The following is a 20854-nucleotide window of genomic DNA, read 5'->3' as shown; positions in this document are numbered from 1 at the left end:
CAGGGAATGCGAATAGTGCGGATCGGGGATCGGCCGTATTCTGGAAATGCGACGAATCACTCGCATTCTAGGTGGGCGCGCTCCCGCGCTCAACCGCCCTGACAGGACCCCCATGAACACCCTCACCAATGCCCCCCTCGCACCGCTGCTGGAGCGCCTGTTCGATGCGTCCGACGCCGCCACCCGCCCCGTGTTCGCCGATATGTCCGGCGCCGAGCGCGACCGTCTGCTGCACAGCCGTACGGACTACCTGACCCTGTACACGCGGCTCAAGGACCTGTGGCTGCCGGTGTCGCGCGAGACCGGCACGCTGCTGTACATGCTGGCGCGCAGTCGCGGTGCACGCGCCATCGTCGAGTTCGGTACGTCCTTCGGCATCTCCACCCTGCACCTGGCCGCGGCGCTGCGCGACAACGGCGGCGGGCGCCTGATCAGCAGCGAGTTCGAGCCGGGCAAGGTGCAGCGCGCACGCGAGCACCTGCGGGCGGGTGGCCTGGAGGACCTGGTGGAGATCCGCGAGGGCGATGCGCTGCAGACGCTGCGCGAGGATCTGCCCGCGTCCATCGACCTGGTGCTGCTGGACGGCGCCAAGGCGCTGTACGGCGACATCCTGGATCTGCTGGAATCCCACCTCGCACCGGGTGCGCTGATCGTGGCCGACAATGCCGATGACGCACCGGACTACCTGGCCCGGGTGCGCGCGCCCGGCAGCGGCTATCTTTCCGTGGCGGTCGGCGACGATGTCGAACTGTCGATGCGCCTCGGCTGACCTTTCATTGGCAACAGGGAATTCCATCATGCATGTCTTCGTTACCGGCGCGACCGGCTGGGTCGGCTCGGCCGTGGTCCATGAACTGCTGGCGGCCGGGCACCGGGTCACCGGGCAGGCGCGCAGTCCAGAAAAAGCCGGGGCACTGAGCGCCATCGGCGCGGGTATCGTCCACGCCACCCTGGACGACCTGGACACGCTGCGTGCCGCCGCAGCGGATGCCGATGCGGTGGTGCACACCGCGTTCAACCATGATTTCTCGCGCTTCATCGAGAACTGCGCGCAGGACCGGCGGGTGATCGAAGCGCTCGGCGATGCGTTGGCCGGGTCGTCGCGACCGCTGCTGGTGACCTCCGGGCTGCTCGGCCTGCCGCGCGGGGCGGTGGAAACGGATCTGCCCGATCCCGCCTCGCCGCGCCAATCCGAGCCCACCGCACGCGCGCTGGCCGAACGCGGCATCCGGGCGGCGACGGTGCGCCTGCCACCGTCGGTACATGGGCTGGGCGAGCACGGGTTCGTACCGATCCTGATCGCGCTGGCGCAGCGCACCGGCGTGTCGGCGTACCTGGACGATGGCGCGAACTGCTGGTCCGGCGTGCATCGGCAGGATGCGGCGCGGGTGTATCGATTCGCGTTGGAGCAGGCAGCGGCGGCGCCGGTGTATCACGCCATCGCCGATGAAGCGGTGCCGTTCAAACGCATCGCCGAAGTGATCGGCGCGCAGTTGAAGCTGCCGGTGGAGTCACGTGGGGCCGAACACTTCGGCTGGTTCGCGCGGATGGCCGGGGCGAACATGGCGGCCTCCAGCGCCGCCACCCGCGCGCTGCTGGGCTGGGCACCGGTGGGGCCGGCGCTGCTGGCCGATCTTGATCAGCCCGGGTATTACGCCGGTTGAGCGCGGTTGGGGTTGCCTGGAGGCGGCCAGCGGCCGACACGACCGGAACCCCACGCGCGCGTGCCTGCGACCCACCATCGCGGCCATGCCACGCATGGCTGCGCGACCCACCACTACCGCCAGGCCACGCTACGGGGCGCGCGATGCACCACCACCACCGCCCGGAAACGGGTAGAGCCACGCCATGCGTGGCTGCGACCCACCCCCACCGCCCGGAACGGGTAGAGCCACGCCATGCGTGGCTGCGACCCACCACCACCGCCCGGAAACGGGTAGAGCCACGCCATGCGTGGCTGCGACCCACCACCACCGCCCCATAACGCAGAGAGCCGGGCTATGCCCGGCTCTCTTGTCCACGCGATACGACCGCTGACCCGTCAGAACGACCAGTTGAACGTAATCGACCCGTTGCGGCCATCGCCGTACGCGCCATACCCGTTGATCTGCGAGAAGTACTTCTTGTCCAGCAGGTTGTTGAGGTTGGCCTGCACGCTGAACTCCGGCGAGATGCGGTAGCGCACGAAGGCACTGACCAGCGCGTAGCCATTCTGCTCGATGCGGCCATACGCCGGCACCGGGTAGTAGATGCGGTTCTGCCAGTTGGCCCCGCCGCCCACGGTCAGCGCGGTCAGCGACTGCGGGGTGTAGCTGGTGAACAGCTTGATGGTGGTCTGCGGCAGGTTGGTATTGATGTCCGCGTCGTTGACGTCCTTGGCCACGTAGCGCGACGCACCGAAGGTCGCATTCCAGCCCGGGGCCAGTTCGCCATTGAGTTCCAGCTCGAAGCCACGGCTGACCGTGCCGCGTGCGGCGATGTAGGCGAACTCGCCCGGACGGCTCGGGATCGGCTCGCTGGTGATCTGCGCCACGTTGTCCTGCTCGATGCGGAAGGCCGCGACCGATGCGTTCAGGCGGTTGTCGAACCACGCTCCCTTGACGCCGATCTCGTAGCTCTTGCCGTCCACCGGATCCAGGTAGCTGCCGCTGCGGTCGCGTGCGGTCTGCGGCTGGAAGATCTCGGTATAGCTGGCGTAGGTGGAGTAGGTGTCGTTGAGGTCGAACACCAGGCCGGCGTACGGGGTGGTGACCTTGTGCGAGCGGTCGTCGCCTTCGCCTTCGCTCTTCCAGTCGGTGTAACGCGCGCCGAGGATCAGCTTGAGCGGATCGGCCAGCGACAGGCGGGTGGCGGCATAGCCGGCCTTCTGGGTGATGGTGCCTTCGCTCTGCAACGGCAGGGTGGTGGCCCAGCTCGGCTCCGGGAAGTTGCCGACACCGGCCAGGTAGTTGCCCAGCGGCGCCCAGCCCACCTGATAGTCGCCGTAGTTGGCGAACTCGCGCTTGTTGTAGCTCAGGCCGGCCATGAACTGGTGCTCGCGGCCGAACAGCTGGAACGGGCCGTCCACGAAGCCGTCCACCGCGTTGACCTTGCGCTCGGTGTTGTAGAACCCTGCCGAGGGCGCGACGCCGGCGCCGGTGGTCTTGTCCAGCAGCGAGGCGCCCGTGGTCCAGTCGTTGTAGGCCGGGTAGAACAGCTTGTCATCGGCCTTGGTGGTGTCATGCGTCGCACCGAGCTTGACCTTCCAGTCGTTGGCGAAGGCATGCTCCAACGTGGCGAACAGGCGCTTGCTGGTGGTATCCCAGTAGGTCCAGCCCGGGTTGGCGCTGAAGGATTCGTCGAACGGGGTGGGGCTGCCATCGGAGAACAGCATCGGGAAGCCACCCCAGGTCGCGCCGTTGGCGCGCTTCTGCTGGTAGTCGTAGCCCACGCTCAGCTGCGTGTCCGGGGTCAGGTCGGCGTCGATCACCGCATAGCCCAGCGTCTTGTGCTGGTCGTAACGGTCCATCTGCGATTCGGTGTCCAGGTAGCTGCCGATCACGCGTGCGCGCACCGAACCGCTGGCATTCAGTGGCGTGGTGACATCCACGGTGCTGCGGGTGCGGCCCCAGCTGCCGACGTTGACCGACACGTTGCCGGTCAGCTCTGCGCTGTCGGCGTGCTTGCGGATCAGGTTGACCGAGGCCGACGGATTGCCCGCGCCGGTCAGCAGACCGGTGGCGCCGCGGACCACTTCCACGCGGTCATACAGGGCCAGGTCCAGGCCGGAATCGCCGTAGCTCCAGTTCTGCACCATCTGCGTGGGCAGGCCGTCGAACTGGTAGCTGTCGATGTAGAAACCGCGCGCGTAGAACTCGGTGCGCTCGGTGTCGGACTGGGTGCTGCTCACGCCGGTGGTGTTGGCCAGTACGTCGAGGATGTCGTCGAGGTTCTGGTCCTCGATGCGCTGGTGGCTGATGATGCTGACCGACTGCGGGATCTCGCGCGGGGCCAGGTCGAAGCGGGTGCCGGCGGAGGTCCGGCGCACCGAGTAACCCTCGGCGCGCTCGCCCTTGACCACGACCTTGTCCAGGGTGGTGGCATCCGGGCTGGCGTCCTGCGCGAATGCAGGCGCAACGGCCAGCGTGCACAGCGCGGCGAACAGCGCCTGCGGCAGGGCGCGCCGGCTCGGGGAGTGGGGCAGCACAACGGTCGAACGGGTCATCGGCGATTCCAGGGCGGCGGCGCGGGCATGGCCGATGTCCATCGGTGGCCAGGCGCCGCGCAGTAAGTGGGGGTCAGTGCGCGGCTGGCGGGGCCCTGGTGGCAGGGCGCGGGCTCCGGGTACTGATCACCGCAGCGCCTCCTGGCGCGGACGGGACGAAGATATGTTAATGCGAATCATTGACACCATCAATTCACTTTCCTGAAACGCCCGGGTTTCGCGCTCGGCCGTCCGCGTATCACACTGGTCTGCGACACCGCGGCGCGCGCTTAACGCCTGCGGCCGTAGGCTTGCCGCGTCCATGCCCGCCGCAGGAGACCGCCATGCCCAACAAGAACACGCTTTGCCTCTGGTACGACGGCACCGCGCTGGACGCCGCTACCTTCTACGCCCAGACCTTTCCGGACAGCGCGGTCAACGCGGTCCACCATGCCCCGGGCGACTTCCCGTCGGGCAGGCAGGGTGACGTGCTCACCGTCGACTTCACCGTGGTCGGCATCCCCTGCATCGGCCTCAACGGCGGCCTGGCGTTCAAGCACAGCGAGGCGTTCTCCTTCCAGATCGCCACCGAGGACCAGGCCGAGACCGATCGGCTGTGGAACGCCATCGTCGGCAACGGCGGCGAGGAAAGCGCGTGCGGCTGGTGCCGCGACAAGTGGGGCCTGTCCTGGCAGATCACCCCGCGCGTGCTCACCGAGGCGGTGACCAGCAAGGACCCGGCGGTGGCCAAGCGCGCCTTCGAGGCGATGATGACGATGCGCAAGATCGACGTGGCGGCGATCGAGGCGGCCGTGCGCGGTTGAGCCTGGTTCGTCGCGTTACAGCGGCACGTCCAAGCCACGCTTCAACGTGCTCAAGGCCACGGCGGTGCGGAAGCGCTCGATGTTGTCGTCATTGCCGAACAGGCGCTCGCTGATCGCCTCGTACTCTTCCATCGAGGCGGCGGTGAGCAGCAGCAGGAAGTCGGCCTCGCCGGTGATCGCGTAGCACTGCTGCACGGCGGGATCGTCCTGCACGCGGCGGCGGAACGCGGCAACGCGATGCGGTTGCTCGCTGGCCACGCGTACCTCGACCATGATCGTCAGCGGGCGCCCCAGTCGTGCCTGGTCCAGCACCGCGACGTTGGCGCGGATGATCCCCGCGTCCTGCAGTCGCCTGATCCGCCGCTGCACGGCCGGCGCGGACAGGTGCACGGCCTCGGCGATCGCGCGCTGCGCGGTGGTGTTGTCGCGCTGCAGGATGGCCAGGATGGCGCGGTCGAAGTCGTCGGGGGCGTAGGGCACGGCAGCCATGGGCGAGTGAAACGTGCGGGAAGATGCCTGCAATTGAGCCTTTGCTTCGGCCCGAGCGCAATATGCTGGCGCCATGTCGACCTCACGCTTTTCTTCGCTGATCCCCGTGCTGGCCGTGCTCGGCTCGGTCACCGCCCTGTCCGTGGGCACCTCGTTTGCCAAGCAGCTGTTCCCGGTGATCGGCGCGCAGGGCACCAGCGCGCTGCGCGTGGGGTTCTCGGCGCTGGTGCTGCTGGCGGTGTTCCGGCCGTGGCGCTGGACCACCACGCGCGCCGATGCCGCGGCGATCTTCCGCTACGGCATCACCCTGGGGGTGATGAACCTGTTGTTCTACATGGCGCTGCGCACGATTCCCTTCGGCATCGCGGTGGCGATCGAGTTCTGCGGGCCGCTGGCGGTGGCGATGTGGTCCTCGCGGCGGCCGATCGATTTCGTCTGGGTGGGCTGCGCGCTGGCCGGGCTGTTGCTGCTGTTGCCGCTCGGACACGGCGCGCCGCTGGACCCGGTCGGGGTGATGTTCGCGCTGGGTGCGGCGGTGTGCTGGGCGCTGTACATCATCTTCGGCAAGCGCGCCGGCCACCTGCATGCCGGGCATACGGTGTCGCTGGGCCTGTGCGCGGCGGCGCTGGTGGTGGTGCCGGTGGGCGTGGCGCATGCGGGCATGGCGTTGCTGGACCCGAAGATCCTGCTGTTCGGGCTGGGCGTGGCGATCGTCTCCAGTGCGATCCCGATGTCGCTGGAGATGATGGCGCTCAAGCGCCTGCCGAAGGAGACCTTCGGCATCCTGATCAGCATGGAGCCGGCGGTGGCCGCGCTGCTGGCGATGGGGCTGCTGGCCGAACACCTCACCGCGCTGCAGTGGGCGGCCATTGGCTGCACGGTGGTGGCGTCGGTGGGGAGTACGGTGACGGCACGGCGGGTGGCGCCGAAGATGCCGGGCGCGCCCGCATGAGCACGCTGGCGTGATCGGGAGTGCCGGCCGTTGGCTGGCTCCCGTTGCAGCAGATCACCGGGCAGTCGGGCAACGCTGGGCGCTACCCGTTCTGCTCAGCGCCTGACCGGCGCATCCCCGGCCACGTAGTACGCGGCCGTGCTGCGTGCCAACGGCGCACGCCCGCGGATGCGGTCGGCGATCTTCTCGGCGATCATGATCGTGGTGGCGTTGAGGTTGCCGGTGATGATGCGCGGCATGATCGAGGCATCCACCACGCGCAGGCCTTCCATGCCGTGCACGCGGCCCTGGCCATCCACCACGCTCATCGCGTCGGTGCCCATCGCGCAGGAACACGACGGGTGGTAGGCGGTCTCGGCGCGGGCGCGCACGAAGGCGTCCAGCTCGGCATCGCTCTTGCAGTCCGCACTTGGGCTGATCTCGCGGCCGCGATACTCGTCCAGCGCGGGCTGGGCGATGATCTCGCGGGTGATGCGGATGGCATCGCGGAATTCCTGCCAGTCCTGGTCGGTGGACTGGTAGTTGAACAGGATCGAGGGATGCTCGCGCGGGTCCAGCGATTTTGCATGCACGCGCCCACGGCTGGGCGTGCGCATCGAGCCCACGTGGGCCTGGAAACCGTGTTCCTTGACCGCGTTGGTGCCGTTGTAATTGATCGCCACCGGCAGGAAGTGGTACTGGATGTTGGGCCACTCGAACTCGTCGCGGGTGCGGATGAAGCCACCGGCCTCGAACTGGTTGCTGGCGCCCACGCCGGTGCCCGCAAACAGCCACTCCGCGCCGATCGCCGGCTGGTTCCACCACTGCAGTGCCGGGTACAGCGACACCGGCTTCTTGCAGGCGTACTGCATGTACACCTCCAGGTGGTCCTGCAGGTTTTCGCCGACGCCGGGCAGGTCGTGCACCAGCGGCACGCCGAGTGCGGCCAGCAATGCCGGGGCGCCCACGCCGGAGCGCTGCAGGATCTGCGGCGAGGCGATCGCACCGGCGCACAGCAGCACCTCGCGGCGCGCGCTGGCGTCGATCGGCTCGGCACTGCCGCCGGTGAGGTAGCGCACGCCCACCGCGCGCTTGCCCGCGAACAGGATGCGGTCGGTGGTGGCATGCACCACGATCTCCAGTCCGGCGCGGTCCCTGGCCATGTCCAGGTATCCGCGCGCGGTGCTGGAGCGGCGGCCGCGCGGGGTGACGGTGCGGTCCATCGGGCCGAAGCCTTCCTGCTGGTAGCCGTTGAGGTCCTCGGTGCGCGGGTAGCCGGCCTGCACGCCGGCCTCGACCATGGCGTGGAACAGCACGTTGTTGCCGTTCTTCGGCGTGGCCACGCTGACCGGACCGTCGCCGCCGTGGTAGTCGTTGGCGCCGATGTCGCGGGTTTCGGCCTTGCGGAAGTAGGGCAGCACGTCGTGGTAGCTCCAGTCCTCCAGCCCGTCGAACGTTGCCCAGTTGTCGAAGTCCAGCGCATTGCCGCGGATGTAGCACATGCCGTTGATCAGCGAGGAGCCGCCCAGGCCCTTGCCGCGCCCGCACTCCATGCGCCGGTTGTCCATGTGCGGCTCCGGCTCGGTTTCGTAGGCCCAGTTGTAGCGGCGGCCCTGCAGCGGGTAGGCCAGCGCGGCCGGCATCTGCGTGCGGAAATCCAGCCGGTAGTCCGGGCCGCCGGCTTCCAGCAGCAGCACGCTGACGCCGGCGTCTTCGGTGAGGCGCGCGGCCAGCGTGTTGCCGGCGGAGCCGGCGCCGATGATGATGTAGTCGTACTCGCGCTTCATCGCGGTGTTCTCCTGTCAGGCCGGTTCAGAACACCGACGCGTAGCGGTCCAGTTCGATCTGGATGGACTTGGTGCGGGTATAGGCGCGCAGCGTGGCCAGGCCGTTCTCGCGGCCAACGCCGGACTGCTTGTAGCCACCCACCGGCATCTGCGCCGGCGATTCGCCCCAGCAGTTGACCCAGCAGATGCCGGCGTCCAACTGGTGGATGAGGCGGTGCGCGCGGCTCAGGTCGCGGCTGACCACGCCGGCCGCCAGCCCGTATTCGGTCGCGTTGGCGCGGGCGACGGCTTCTTCTTCACTGTCATAGGACAGCAGGCTCAACACCGGCCCGAAGATCTCCTCGCGCACGATGCGCATGTCATCGCGGCAATCGCTGAACACCGTCGGCGCCACGTAGCAGCCCTTGCCCAGCGCGCCATCGGTCAACCGCTCGCCGCCACAGACCAGCCGCGCGCCCTCGGTCTTGCCGCTGGCGATGTGGTCCAGCACGCGGCGCATGTGCGCGGCACTGACCAGCGGGCCGAAGTTGGTGTCCTCCTGCAACGGATCGCCGATGCGGATGCGCGCGATGCGCTCACGCAGGGCCAACTCGACATCGGCCAGCAGGTCCTTGGGCACGAATACGCGCGTGCCGTTGGTGCAGACCTGGCCGGAGCTGTAGAAGTTGGCCATCATCGCCACGTCGGCGGCCAGGTCGAGGTCGGCGTCGGCACAGATGATCAGCGGCGACTTGCCGCCCAGCTCCATGGTCACCTCCTTGAGGGTGGAGCTGGACGCACTGGCCATCACCTTGCGACCGGTGCTGGTGCCGCCGGTGAAGGAGATCTTCTCGATGCCGGGGTGTTCGGTCAGCGCCGACCCCACGCCGGCGCCGTCGCCGGGCAGCACGTTGAACACGCCATCGGGCAGGCCCGCTTCGGTGAAGATCTCGGCCAGCTTCAGCGCGGTCAGCGGGGTCACTTCGCTGGGCTTGAAGATCATCGCGTTGCCGGCGGCCAGCGCCGGGGCGGCCTTCCAGAGGGCGATCTGGATCGGGTAGTTCCAGGCACCGATCGCCCCGACCACGCCCAGCGGTTCCTGCCGGGTATAGAAGAAACTGCCTTCGCGCAGCGGCACCTGGCTGCCTTCGAGTCCGTGCATCACCCCGGCGTAGTACTCCAGCACGTCCGCACCGGTGACGATGTCCACGCTGCGGGTTTCGCTCAGCGGTTTGCCGGTATTGAGCGTTTCCAGCTCGGCCAGCGCATCGTTGCGCTCGCGCAGCAGGGCCACCGCGCGCAGCAGGATGCGCGAGCGCTCCACCGTGGTGAGCGCGGCCCAGGCCTTCTGCCCGGCCTGGGCGCTTTCCACCGCGGCATCCAGGTCGTCGCTGTTGGCGCTGTGCACGTTGGCCAGGACCTCGCCGGTGGCCGGGTTGACCACCTCGAAGGTGCGGCCGCCCTGCGAGGGGACGTAACGGCCGCCGATGTAAAGCAGTTGGTCGGGGAAGCGGGGCATGGTGATGACTCCTTTGCAGCGGGAGACCAGGGTTCAACGGGTCAGATGCAGGAACTGCAGGTGGCGCTCGTACTGGTCGATGATGTCGTTGATGATCTGCTGGCGGCTGTAGCCGAACAGCTCGTAGTCCTGTCCACCTTCATAGAGGTGCACTTCGGCGCGGTAGTAGCGCAGGTTGCGGAAGCGCTGCGCGGCGAAGGACGGGGTGAGGTAGCCGCGCATGATCACCTGGTAGGTGAACACCTGCTGCTCGCCGTGGTCCACGGTCAGTTCCATCTGGCCCGGCTCGAACTTCGTGCGTACATCCAGGCCCTGTTCGCCCAGTTGCGCGGCCACCGCCTCGATGGCGGGCTTCACGTCGGTGTCCATGAAGCGGTAGACCTCGTCGCGTACCGGGAAATGCACGGCCTGGGTGATGCGCTGGCGCCAGCCGCGCTGGTGCCGCGACTGCCCGATCAGCGGGATCGGCGAATACTGCGAGGCCTTCTTGCGTTGCGACTCCTCGCCCAGCGCACGGGTCAGGCCCCACAGCATCAGCAGCAGCACCACCGAGAACGGCAGCGAGGCCAGCACCACCGCCGACTTGAGCGCATCCATGCTGCCGGCCAGCAGCAGCCCGGCGGTGACCAGGCCGGTCATCACCCCCCAGAACACGCGCAGCCAGCGCGGGCCGTCGTCCTCCGGCGCGCCGCCATGCGAGGACAGGGTGGACAGCACCACCGTGCCCGAGTCGGCCGAGGTGACGAAGAAGACGAAGCTGACGATCACCGTTACCGCGATCACCGCCCGGCTCCACGGGTAGTGCTCCAGCAGCGCATACAGCACCGTGGGCGGGTTATCCACGGCCATCTGCGCCAGCTGCACCTGGTCGTGGTGCAGGATCTGGTCCAGCGCGCTGTTGCCGAAGATCGACAGCCACGCCAGGGTGAAGCCCAGCGGGATCAGCAGCACGCCCAGCACGAACTCGCGGATGGTGCGGCCACGCGAGATGCGCGCGATGAACAGGCCCACGAACGGCGCCCAGCCGATCCACCAGGCCCAGTAGAACACCGTCCAGTTGCCCAGCCAGCCCGGGCGGCCGCCGTAGGCATACACGTCGAAACTCTTGCCGACCACGTTGCCCAGGTAGTCGCCCATGTTCTGCATGAAGGCGTTGAGCAGGTACTGGGTGGGGCCGGCGAACAGCATGAACAGCAGCAGCCCGATCGCCAGCAGCATGTTGATGTTGGACATCCAGCGCACGCCCTTCTCCACGCCGGAGACGGCCACGGTGATCGCCGCGCCCATCATCAGCACGATCAGGCCCACCTGCACCCAGGCCGCGTGCGGCACCGGCAACAGGGTGTTGAGGCCGGCATTGAGGTGCAGCACGCCAAAGCCCATGTCCGCGCCCAGCCCGAACACGGTGGCCACGATGCCCAGGGCATCGACGGTGTAGCCGATCGGCCCGTTGATGCGTTTGCCGATCAGCGGGTACAGCGCCGAGCGCAGCGCCAGTGGCAGGTTGTGGCGGTAGGCGAAGTAGGCCAATGCCATCGCCGCCAGCGCGAACACGCCCCAGCCGTGCAGGCCCCAGTGCAGGAACAGCAGCTGCATGGCCTGGCGCGCGCTGGCCTCACCGCCGCCCACGCCGCCCTGGGGCGGCAGCAGGTAATGGGTGAGCGGTTCGGACACGCAGAAGAAGAACAGGGTGATGCTGATGCCGGCGGCGAACAGCATGCCGGCCCAGGAGAGGTAGCTGAACTCCGGCTCGTCGTGGTCCGCACCGAGTTTGACGTTGCCATAGCCGGACAACGCCACGCCGACCACGAACACCAGGTACACCGTCATCGCCAGCAGGTAATACCAGCCCACATTGCGCGAGGCCCAGGTCTGGGCATCCAGCAGCAGGGTGCCGGACTGGATCGGGAAGAGGGTGACCAGCGCTGCGAATGCGGTGACCAGGGTCGCCGCAAGCAGGAACACGGGACGAAGCGTGCGCACCTCGGGCGGATGCGGCTCCACGGTACTCATGGGGTGGGGGATGCTCCCGGTGCCACGGTGGGCTCAGGCGGAGCGTTATCGCATACGGGTCGTGGATGCTGCGTGTGCGCAGCCGCAGATGCCCGCCGCACGGGGCGGCGGGGTATCGGGGTTACCGCAGCGCGGTGCTGGGCACGTCGATCGACATCGCCAGGGCGAGGTGATCGGAGAACGCGGCCGGGACCGCCTCGGCGCTGCGCTGCTGCAGGCCGGCGCTGAGCAGGATGTGGTCGATCGCGCGGTCCGGACGCCAGCTCGGGAAGGTCGGCACCGCACAGCCGGGGGGCTGCAGGGTGGTCTTCTGGTATAGCGCCTGCATTTCCGGGCGGTCGGCCAGGCAGTTGAAATCGCCCATCAGCACCGCGTTGGGATGGTCGCTGAGCAGGTCGGCAATGAAGGCCAGCTGCGACATCCGCGAGTTGGTGCCCAGCGACAGGTGCGCCACCGCCACTGCCAGGCCTTCGCTGCCTTCGCCGAACTTGGCCAGCAGCACGCCGCGCCCGCCGATGCGGCCGGGCAGGGCATGGTCCTGTACTTCCACCGGCTCCAGCCGGCTCAGCAGGCCATTGGCACTGGAGGCCACGCCGCCCATGCGGCGGTTGGGCTGGTGGCTCCAGTAGTTGAAGCCGGCGCGCTCGGCCAGGTAGTGGGTCTGGTTGGTGAAGCCCGAGCGCAGGCTGCCCGGATCGGCTTCCTGCAGCCCGACGATGTCGTGGCCGCGGGCAAGCTGGGCGATCGCGTCCAGGCTGGTGCGCTTGCGCCCCGCCGGCAGCGCATGCGACCAGCTGCGGGTCACATAGTCGCTGTAGCGGCGGGTACTGCTGCCGGCCTGGATGTTGGCCGTCAGCAGGCGCAGGGTCCGCGTGGTGGGGGAATTCACGACGGTTGCCGATTCACGCTTGATCAGTTGCCCTTGGCGGCGCGTTCGCGGGCGATCAGGTGATCGGCGATGCGCAGCATGTCCGGGAAGCTCTTGCCCTTGACCAGGTACTTGCCGTTGACGATCACCGAGGGGGTGCCGGTGATCTGGCTGCGCTGGGCGAAGTTCTTGGCGGCGTTGGTCTTGGCACCCACCGCGAAGCTGCTCATGGTGCTGGCGAACTGCTTGGCGTCGGCGCCGTGCTTGGCGTAGAAGGCGGCGATGTCTTCAACCGAATCCTTGCCGCGCTCGCCCTTCAGGGTCTTCTCGGCGTGGATGGCCGAATACAGGGCCTCATGGGTCTTTTCCTGCAGGCCCATGCTCTGCGCGGCGTAGAAGGCGCGCGCGTAGTTGTCCCAGGTGCCGCCGAACATGGCCGGCACGTAGACGAAGCTGACGTCGCTGGGCAGGCCGGCCTTCCACGGCCCGATCAGGGGCTGGAACGCGGCGCAGGCCGGGCAGACGTAGCCGAAGATCTCGGCCACTTCGATCTTGCCGGTGGCCGGCTGGAACGGCTGGCCGTTTTCGATCAGCACATAGTCGGTGCCTGCCACCGGCTCCGGGCCGGTCGGGCGCGACGACGCCGGTGCCGGCGCAGGCGTGGTGGCCTCGGCGGCGGCGGTTTCAGCGGCGGCCGTTTCGCCGGTGGCGGCCGGGGTCTCGCTGCTGGCCGGCGCGGTGTCGGTGGCCGGGGCACTGCTCGGGGCCGCCGGCTCGGTCGGCGCGGCGGTGTTGGCGGTGCCATCCTGGGCCTTGCAGGCCACCAGGATCGGCAGCAGGGCCAACAGCGAAATCGCGAAACGGGTCTTCATCTAGGCATCTCCAGCGGAGGAACGTATAGGGGCCGGCGCGTCGCGCGCCAGCCAGAGGGGAATGATGGCACGCGGCACTGGGCGTACCGCGTGCACGGTGTGTGACGGTTCAGCGAGCCTGCACTCAGCGCTTGGGCTGGGTGCGCGCCTGTGCGATCAGGGCATCGGCGTTGCGCAGCATCGCCTCGAACGAGTCGCCCTTGACCAGGTAGCGGCCGTTGATCACCAGCGCCGGGGTGCCCGGCACCTTGGTGCGCTGGGCGAAGGCGCGCGCGGCCTTGAGCTTCTGCTCCACCGCATCGCCCTTGATGGTGGCCAGGAAGCGCTCCGGGGCCACGCCGTAGCCCGTGTAGAACGCGGCCAGTTCTTCCGGCGCCACGTTCTGCATCGGCAGCGAATGGGTCTCGTGCAGGGCCTCGAACATGGCGCGGTGGCTGCGCTTGGCGACGCCCAGCTGGTCGGCGGCCAGGTAGGCGCGCGCGAACGAATCCCAGATCCCGCCGAACGCGGCCGGCACCGGGGTGAAGCGGACATCCTTGGGCAGCTTGGCGGCCCAGGCTTCCAGCTGCGGCTCGAAGCGGGCGCAATGCGGGCAGGTGTAGCCGAACATCTCCACCACTTCGATCTTGCCCGCCAGTGGCGCGTACGGGCCGGGCGCGTCGATCAGCTCGTAATCGGTACCTTCGACCAGCGTGGCCGGCGCGGCGGCGAGGGTGGCCAAGGGGCTCAGTGCCAGCAACAACACCATCAGGCGGGGGATCAACTTCATCTACATCCATCTCCATCGGAAAAAACAACGCCGGCCCAGTGCCGGCGTGGCGTTGAACATAACCCGCCGCGAGGGCGGTGCGGCCAACCCGCCGCCGAACGGTGGCTAGGGGGCCTTGGGCGGCGCGGCCGCGGCGATGTCGTCGGCGCGGTTGTGCAGGCCCTGCAGGTAGCTGCCCAGTGCCTGGATCTCCTGTTCGGACAACTGCTTGGCAATGGTCGCCATGATCTGGAAGTGGGCCTTGTCGGTTTCGTGGGTTACGCCGGCCTGGTACTCCTGCAGCCGTCGGGCGACATACGCCGCATGCTGGCCGCCGATATGCGGATAGGCCGGCCCCGGGTTGCCGGCGCCGGTGGGACCGTGGCAGGCCATGCACGCCGGAATGCCCCGGGCGGCATCGCCACCGCGATACAGCTGCTGCCCGATCTCGTAGAACTTCTTGCCGGCATACGGACCTTCGCCGACCAGGCCATCGTCGGCAAGCCCGGCGTTGGCCTTCTGCGTTGCGAAATAGGCACCGATGTCGCGCATGTCCTGCGGGGTGAGGTCCTGCACGAAGGGCACCATCGCCGCCGAGGCCCCGGAGGTGCGCTGGCCGTTGGCGATCAGGGCCATCTGCTGGGCCACGTAGCGCTCGCTCTGGCCGGCGATGCTCGGGTACATCTCGACAGTGGAATTGCCGTCGGCCGAGTGGCAGGCCGCGCAGGCGGCGGCCTTGGTCTGGCCGGCCTTGGCATCGCCCCAGGTGGTCTTGCTGAAATCGACCTCCAGCGAAGCGGTCTTGATCGGGCCGTTGTCGGGCAACGGGGTGATCGAGGTCTGGGCGACCGCAACGGCGGCCAGCAGCGATACAGCGACAGCGGAAACGGCAAGAACGCGAGCATGGCGCATGCGGAAGCTCCGTGTGGACCGGCCTGGCGAGTGCAGGCTGCACTGGCTTAGGATCGCCCGATTATCCATGCGCTTTCACGCCACGGTCAACGCGGCAGTGCGTCAAAACCGCCCCCGGCAGCCCGCGGCCGGCCCGGACATGCGATCCTATGGGCATGTCATTGCTCCTCGAACGTGCCACCTACCTGCTTTCGGCCCACAACACCCGGCAATTGCCGGAGGATGTCGGGGCCGAAGTCGCCTTTGCCGGGCGCTCCAACGCCGGCAAATCCAGCGCCCTCAACGCCCTGACCCGCCAGAACAGCCTGGCCCGGGTCTCCAAGACCCCCGGCCGCACCCAGCAGCTGGTGTTCTTCGAGGTCACCCCGGAGGCCAAGCTGGTCGATCTGCCCGGCTACGGCTACGCCAAGGTCCCGCTGGACCTGCAGGCGCACTGGCAGGCCTTCATCGACCAGTACTTCCGCACCCGCGAGGCGCTGCGTGGCCTGGTGGTGGTGATGGACATCCGTCATCCGCTCAAGGATTACGACCGCCAGATGCTGGCCTATGCGGTGCAGCGCGGCCTGCCCGCGCACGCGCTGCTGACCAAGGCCGACAAGCTCGGGCGTGGTCAGCAGGGCATCGCCCTGCAGAAGGTGCGCAAGGAACTGCAGTCCTCCTTCGGCGACACGGTCAGCGTGCAGACCTTCTCCGGCCCGGCCCGCCAGGGCGTGGACGAGGCGCGCGGGATCATCGGCGGCTGGCTGGGATTGAACAAGCCGGCCCCGGAAGCGGCCTGACCCAAGGCCGGTGCACCCACGCCATGCGTGGGTGACGTTGCCCCCGGCACGGGCGAACAACGCGTGTACGCGGCCGACCGGCGTTGTCCCGGTCGGTGCGGCCGCGCGTGCGCGGCATCCACGCATGGCGTGGATCTACGCGTTGGGACATCCGGGCGTTTACCTGGGGCAAGCCCGCAATGGGTGTGCGCCGCTGACCGGGCTCTGTCCCGGTCGGGGCGCCGCGCGTGCGCGGCATCCACGCATGGCGTGGATCTACGCGTTGGGGCATCCGGGCGTTTACTTGGGGCAGGCCGACAACGGATGTGCGCCGGTGACCGGGCTCTGTCCCGGTCGGTGCGGCCGCGCGTGGCGCGGCATCCACGCATGGCGTGGATCTACGCGTTGGAACATCTGAGGCGTTTACCTGGGGCAGGCCCGCAACGGGTGTGCGCCGCTGACCGGGCTTTGCCCCGGTCGGGGTGCCGCGCGTGCGCGGCATCCACGCATGGCGTGGATCTACGCGTTGGGGCACCTGGGGCGTTTACCTGGGGCAAGCCCGTAAGGGATGTGCGCCGCTGACCGGGCTTTGCCCCGGTCGGGGTGCCGCGCGTGCGCGGCATCCACGCATGGCGTGGATCTACCTGCCCGTGGGCTGGGCGGTGGCCGGCAACGGCGCGAACTCACCCGGCACCCAGGCGAATGCTTCGCCTTCGCGGCGCACATGGCCCAGCCCCGGGAACGGCAGGTGCGCGCCGGCCACCCACCAGCCTCCGTCGGCGGCCTGCGCCATCATTCGGCGGCGGCTGGCGATCGCGGCGGTGCGGTCGCTGTCGGCTTCGTAGGAGGCCTGCGGCTGGGCGAACTGCACGGCATGGAAATGCACGATGTCGCCCCACACCAGCAACTGCTGGCCGGCGCCGCCATCGATCCGATAGGACACGTGGCCTACCGTATGGCCATGGCTGTCCAGCGCAGTGATGCCGGCCGGCAACGCATCGCCGGGCCCAAAGCGCTTCAGCTTTCCAGTCGCCTCGTAGGGCGCCACCGCTTTGCGCGCCAACGCGAAGGCAAAGCGCACACCCTGTGGCGCGCCGGCGGTGCTGGCCGGGTCCAGCCAGTAGGCCGCGTCGGCCGCGGACAACCAGACCGTGGCGTTGGGGTAGGCGACCTTGTCCTGCGCGTCCAGCAGCCCGCACAGGTGGTCCGGATGGGCATGGGTAAGCAGCACCTCGTCCACCTCGGCCGGGTCATAGCCGGCCTTGCGCAGGTTGCCCAGCACCTGGCCCAGGCCCGGGCCGAAGCACTGCGCGGTGCCGGTATCGACCAGGGTCAGGTGCTCGCCACGCTGCACCAGGTAGGCGTTGACCGCGGTCTGCAGGCCCTTGCCGTCCTCGGGCACGTAGCGGTGGTCCAGCAGGCGGGTGACCGCGCCGGCGTCGATGCCGACCAGTTCCTGGCGTCCCAGCGCGACGGTGCCATCGAACAACGCGGTGACCTGCAGCGTGCCGATCTGCTGGTGGTAGACGCCCGGCACCTGTGCATCCGGGGTGTGGGCGGTGGTGGCCAGGGCCGGGCCGGTGGCGACGGCGAACAGCAGCGCGGTGGCGAGCGTGCAGGCGCGTGGGAAGGACATGGCAGGTTCCGTACAGGGCGGCAGCGCCGCGGTGCCCCATGCTGCGCGCGGCCTGCCGCGCGATGCGCTCAGAATGCCGCGCGATCCGCTCGCATCGGCCGGGCTCAGCTGTTGCCGATCGCCCCCGGGTCCAGCCCGTAGCGGGCGGCGAAGCGCTTGCTGAAGCTGCCCAGCGAGCGGTAGCCCACGCGCGCGGCGACGGTCTTCAACGGCAGGCGGGTGGTGTAGAGCAGGTTCATCGCATGCGCCAGCCGTGCGTCGGCGATCAGTTCACGCATGCTGGCCTGCTCGCTGGCCAGGCGCCGGCGCAACGTGGCACCGCTCACACCGAGCTGCTGTTCGAAGTCGCGGGACTGCCAGTCGCGCTCGGGCTGCGCCGCGATCAGGTCGCGGATGCGCTCGCCCAGGCTGGGTTCGGGGGCGAGCAGCAGGCTGCCATGGCCCCGCCGGCAGAACGCCACTACCAGCGATGCCAAGGCCAGGCGCGCCTCGGTGTAGCGGGCCTGCTCCAGCGCGTGGCGCCATTGGCGCAGGGTCTGGCCATGGTCTTCCAGGGACAGCTTGCCCAGCGCGTCGCCGGGGCCGGGCAGGGGCTCGTTCCACAGCACGCGCGCGGCGGCCAGCGCCTCGGCGCACAGCGGCACGATCGCGCTGAGGTACACGCCACTGTGCGGGTCGGGAATGTTGAACACGTCGATGCGGCAGCGCCGGGTGATCAGGAACAGGTCGCCGGGCACGAACGCGAGCGACTGCTGCGCGCAGCGCACCTGCTTGCGCCCCTGCAGCAGGATCGCGACCTGTGGCTGGGCGATGTCCACCGAGGAGGCGCCATGCTCGCGGCGGGCAGTGATGCAGGCGTAGCCGTCGGCACGCTGGCAGTCGGCCAGGCTCGCCATTTCGGCCAGCAGGGAGTCGGGGGGCAGGCGCATGTCCATTACAGCGCAGTATCGAACAACTGGCCGATCAGCGCCGCCGCGCCCATGGCCAGTGCGCCCCAGAACATCACCCGCGTCGCGCCGCGCAGTGGCGGGGCACCGCCGGCGCGCGCGGCCATCGCACCGGTCAGGCCCAGCCCGGCCACGGTGACCGCGGTGGTGACCTGGGCGACGTGCGCGTGCGGGGCGAGCAGGGCGGTCAGCACCGGCAGCGCCGCGCCGCTGACGAAGGCGCCGGCCGAGGCCATCGCCGCCTGCATCGGCCGCGCGCGCAGCTCTTCGGTGATGCCCAGCTCGTCGCGCGCATGCGCGGCCAGCGCGTCGTGGGCGGTCAACTGCACCGCAACCTGCTGCGCCAGCTCGGGGCTGAGGCCGCGATGGCGGTAGATGGCGGCGAGCTCTTCCAGTTCGCTGTGCGGGTCGTCGTGCAGTTCGCGCTTCTCCACCGCCAGGTCGGCCCGCTCGGTGTCGGCCTGCGACTGCACCGACACATATTCGCCGGCGGCCATCGACATCGCACCGGCCACGGTGCCGGCGATGCCGGTGGCCAGCACCGTGGAGGCGCTGGCGCCACCCGCCGCGATGCCGACCACCAGCCCGGCCACGGAGACGATGCCGTCATTGGCGCCCAGCACGGCCGCACGCAGCCAGCCCACGCGGTCGGAGCGATGTACTTCCGGATGTCTGGATCGGCTCATGCCGACAGTCTAGGGTGTCGGCCGCCGTGGCCGGCGGAATGACTCGCAGCCGCGCCTGCGCATCGGCAGCGTCAAGTGGTAGCCAGTAGGATGCTGAAAACCGTCACGGTGACACGACGGTGGGGGACGCCACGATATAGTGCGCCCTTGCGATGCGGGGGCGTGGACCCCACATCCCCGCCCTGACCAGAATCCTGCGAGCCTCCCCTTGTCGAGCCCCAGCCACGTCGCCGAGACGCCGATCACCGACCGAAATGAACTGGTCGCCACGCTGGCCTCCGGCGAAAAGCCCAAGGCGCAGTGGCGCATCGGCACCGAGCACGAGAAGTTCGGCTTCCGCCTGGACGACCTGCGTCCGCCCACCTTCGACGGCGACCGTGGCATCGAAGCCCTGCTCAAGGGCCTGACCCGTTTCGGCTGGGATCCGGTGCAGGAAGGCGGTCGCACCATCGCGCTGCTGCGCGACAACGCCTCGGTGACGCTGGAGCCGGCCGGCCAGCTGGAACTGTCCGGCGCGGCGGTGGAGACCATCCACGACACCTGCGTGGAAACCGGCACCCATCTCAACGAAGTGGCGCAGGTGGCCGGCGAACTGCAGCTGGGCTTCCTGGGCATGGGCTTCCAGCCCAAGTGGACCCGCGACGAGATGCCGTGGATGCCCAAGGGGCGCTACAAGATCATGCGCGAGTACATGCCCAAGGTCGGCACGCTGGGCCTGGACATGATGACCCGCACCTGCACGGTGCAGGTCAACCTGGATTACGCCACCGAAGCGGACATGGTGAAGAAGTTCCGCGTGTCGCTGGCGCTGCAGCCGATCGCCACGGCGCTGTTCGCCGATTCGCCGTTCACCGAAGGCAAGCCGAACGGCTACCAGAGCTACCGCTCGCACATCTGGACCGACACCGACAACGACCGTACCGGCATGCTCGACTTCGTGTTCGAGGACGGCTTCGGCTACGAGCGTTACGTGGATTACCTGCTCGATGTGCCGATGTATTTCTCCTACCGCGACGGCAAGTACCACGATGCCAGCGGCCAGAGCTTCCGCGATTTCATGGTGGGCAAGCTGCCGGTGCTGCCGGGCCAGTTGCCGACGCTGCGCGACTGGTCGGACCACATGACCACCGCGTTCCCGGAAGTACGCTTGAAGAAGTACCTGGAAATGCGCGGTGCCGATGCCGGCCCGTGGAGCCGCCTGTGTGCCTTGCCGGCGTTCTGGGTGGGTCTGCTGTACGACGATGCCGCGCTGGATGCCGCCTGGGACCTGGTGCGTGATTTCAGCCTGGTCGAGCGCAATGTGTTGCGCGATGGCGTGCCGAAGCACGGGCTGAAGCTGCCGTTCCGCAATGGCACGGTGCTGGATCTGGCACGCGAGGCGCTGAAGATCGCCGTGGCCGGCCTGAAGCGGCGCGCTGCGCGCAATGCCGATGGCCAGGACGAAAGCAAGTTCCTGGAGGTGCTGCAGGAGATCGTCGATTCCGGCTTGACCCCGGCCGATCGCAAGTTGGCGCTGTTCCATGGCGAGTGGGGCGGCAACATCGATCCGGTGTTCAAGGCGTTCGCTTACTGACGCTTACTGAAGTGGGTGAAAGCGGTAGTCGGTGGATCGGTCGCTGGGCCCCCATGCCCTTTCCGGCGACGCCCCCGGCCGCTGCGCGGCCTCCTCCTTTATTTCGCCTCCAAGGGCATGGGGGCCCAG

18 protein-coding genes are annotated in these 20854 nt (G+C 68.8%); 6 read left to right on the top strand and 12 right to left on the bottom strand.

Going from position 1 to position 20854, the window contains the following annotated elements; genetic code table 11:
- Window positions 1–112 precede the first annotated feature (112 nt).
- Together AC1DGC_RS19180 and AC1DGC_RS19175 are read left to right on the top strand one after the other, a co-directional pair.
- Complete coding sequence (locus AC1DGC_RS19180; RefSeq protein WP_449335564.1) at window positions 113–769, top strand: O-methyltransferase; 657 nt, start codon at window positions 113–115, stop codon at window positions 767–769.
- Window positions 770–797: 28 nt separating this feature from the next.
- A complete protein-coding gene (locus tag AC1DGC_RS19175; protein ID WP_478048611.1) occupies window positions 798–1664 on the top strand; it encodes an SDR family oxidoreductase in 867 nt (288 codons plus the stop codon).
- A 377-nt stretch (window positions 1665–2041) separates the two neighbouring features.
- On the opposite strand, the gene fhuE is transcribed toward AC1DGC_RS19175, so the two are convergent.
- Window positions 2042–4204, bottom strand: coding sequence for a ferric-rhodotorulic acid/ferric-coprogen receptor FhuE (gene fhuE, locus AC1DGC_RS19170; protein ID WP_478048610.1), 2163 nt, complete (start codon window positions 4202–4204; stop codon window positions 2042–2044).
- Window positions 4205–4527: 323 nt separating this feature from the next.
- Here fhuE and AC1DGC_RS19165 point away from each other — a divergent pair, with 323 nt between their 5' ends.
- The gene (locus AC1DGC_RS19165; RefSeq protein WP_478048609.1) at window positions 4528–5007 is read left to right on the top strand and encodes a VOC family protein; all 480 of its coding nucleotides are present in this window, start codon (window positions 4528–4530) and stop codon (window positions 5005–5007) included.
- Between the two features lie 15 nt (window positions 5008–5022).
- Here the strand turns inward: AC1DGC_RS19165 and AC1DGC_RS19160 are convergent, their stop codons facing one another.
- On the bottom strand, window positions 5023–5496 hold the full coding sequence (locus tag AC1DGC_RS19160; RefSeq protein WP_449335561.1) for an Lrp/AsnC family transcriptional regulator: 474 nt from the start codon (window positions 5494–5496) through the stop codon (window positions 5023–5025).
- 73 nt (window positions 5497–5569) lie between these two features.
- On the opposite strand from AC1DGC_RS19160, the gene AC1DGC_RS19155 reads away from it, so the two are divergent.
- Window positions 5570–6448 carry an EamA family transporter gene (locus tag AC1DGC_RS19155; RefSeq protein ID WP_478048608.1) on the top strand — a complete coding sequence of 293 codons (879 nt, stop codon included), beginning with the start codon at window positions 5570–5572 and terminating at the stop codon, window positions 6446–6448.
- 95 nt (window positions 6449–6543) lie between these two features.
- Here AC1DGC_RS19155 and betA read toward each other — a convergent pair whose 3' ends face one another.
- The 7 genes from betA to AC1DGC_RS19120 all read right to left on the bottom strand — a co-directional run bounded on the left by betA (window position 6544) and on the right by AC1DGC_RS19120 (window position 15125).
- Complete coding sequence (gene betA, locus AC1DGC_RS19150; protein WP_478048607.1) at window positions 6544–8214, bottom strand: choline dehydrogenase; 1671 nt, start codon at window positions 8212–8214, stop codon at window positions 6544–6546.
- Between the two features lie 25 nt (window positions 8215–8239).
- Window positions 8240–9712 (bottom strand): betaine-aldehyde dehydrogenase, encoded by a 1473-nt coding sequence (gene betB, locus AC1DGC_RS19145; protein ID WP_478048606.1) that lies wholly within the window; start codon window positions 9710–9712, stop codon window positions 8240–8242.
- Between the two features lie 33 nt (window positions 9713–9745).
- On the bottom strand, window positions 9746–11725 hold the full coding sequence (betT, locus tag AC1DGC_RS19140) for a choline BCCT transporter BetT (protein ID WP_478048605.1): 1980 nt from the start codon (window positions 11723–11725) through the stop codon (window positions 9746–9748).
- 121 nt (window positions 11726–11846) lie between these two features.
- Window positions 11847–12584, bottom strand: coding sequence for an endonuclease/exonuclease/phosphatase family protein (locus AC1DGC_RS19135; RefSeq protein ID WP_478048625.1), 738 nt, complete (start codon window positions 12582–12584; stop codon window positions 11847–11849).
- Between the two features lie 53 nt (window positions 12585–12637).
- Window positions 12638–13465 carry a thiol:disulfide interchange protein DsbA/DsbL gene (locus tag AC1DGC_RS19130; protein ID WP_259207726.1) on the bottom strand — a complete coding sequence of 276 codons (828 nt, stop codon included), beginning with the start codon at window positions 13463–13465 and terminating at the stop codon, window positions 12638–12640.
- 124 nt (window positions 13466–13589) lie between these two features.
- Complete coding sequence (locus AC1DGC_RS19125) at window positions 13590–14234, bottom strand: thiol:disulfide interchange protein DsbA/DsbL (RefSeq protein WP_259207723.1); 645 nt, start codon at window positions 14232–14234, stop codon at window positions 13590–13592.
- Between the two features lie 105 nt (window positions 14235–14339).
- Entirely contained in the window at window positions 14340–15125 is a 786-nt protein-coding gene (locus tag AC1DGC_RS19120; RefSeq protein WP_259207721.1) for a c-type cytochrome, read from the bottom strand.
- Between the two features lie 155 nt (window positions 15126–15280).
- On the opposite strand from AC1DGC_RS19120, the gene yihA reads away from it, so the two are divergent.
- Window positions 15281–15904: a ribosome biogenesis GTP-binding protein YihA/YsxC gene (gene yihA / locus AC1DGC_RS19115; protein ID WP_259207719.1), complete on the top strand. Its 624-nt coding sequence runs from the start codon at window positions 15281–15283 to the stop codon at window positions 15902–15904.
- Between the two features lie 619 nt (window positions 15905–16523).
- Here the strand turns inward: yihA and AC1DGC_RS19110 are convergent.
- From AC1DGC_RS19110 to AC1DGC_RS19100, 3 genes are all read right to left on the bottom strand, one after another.
- Window positions 16524–17519: an MBL fold metallo-hydrolase gene (locus tag AC1DGC_RS19110; RefSeq protein WP_478048604.1), complete on the bottom strand. Its 996-nt coding sequence runs from the start codon at window positions 17517–17519 to the stop codon at window positions 16524–16526.
- A gap of 104 nt (window positions 17520–17623) precedes the next feature.
- Entirely contained in the window at window positions 17624–18454 is an 831-nt protein-coding gene (locus tag AC1DGC_RS19105; RefSeq protein ID WP_478048603.1) for a helix-turn-helix transcriptional regulator, read from the bottom strand.
- Complete coding sequence (locus AC1DGC_RS19100; protein ID WP_449336415.1) at window positions 18454–19152, bottom strand: VIT1/CCC1 transporter family protein; 699 nt, start codon at window positions 19150–19152, stop codon at window positions 18454–18456. Before AC1DGC_RS19100 ends, AC1DGC_RS19105 begins: the two co-directional genes overlap by 1 nt.
- Before the next feature lie 208 nt (window positions 19153–19360).
- On the opposite strand from AC1DGC_RS19100, the gene AC1DGC_RS19095 reads away from it, so the two are divergent.
- On the top strand, window positions 19361–20725 hold the full coding sequence (locus tag AC1DGC_RS19095) for a glutamate--cysteine ligase (RefSeq protein WP_394164149.1): 1365 nt from the start codon (window positions 19361–19363) through the stop codon (window positions 20723–20725).
- The last annotated feature ends 129 nt before the right edge of the window (window positions 20726–20854 follow it).

The sequence above is a fragment of the Stenotrophomonas sp. 05N37 genome (assembly GCF_056397365.1).
This window is presented reverse-complemented; position numbering and strand designations above follow the sequence as displayed.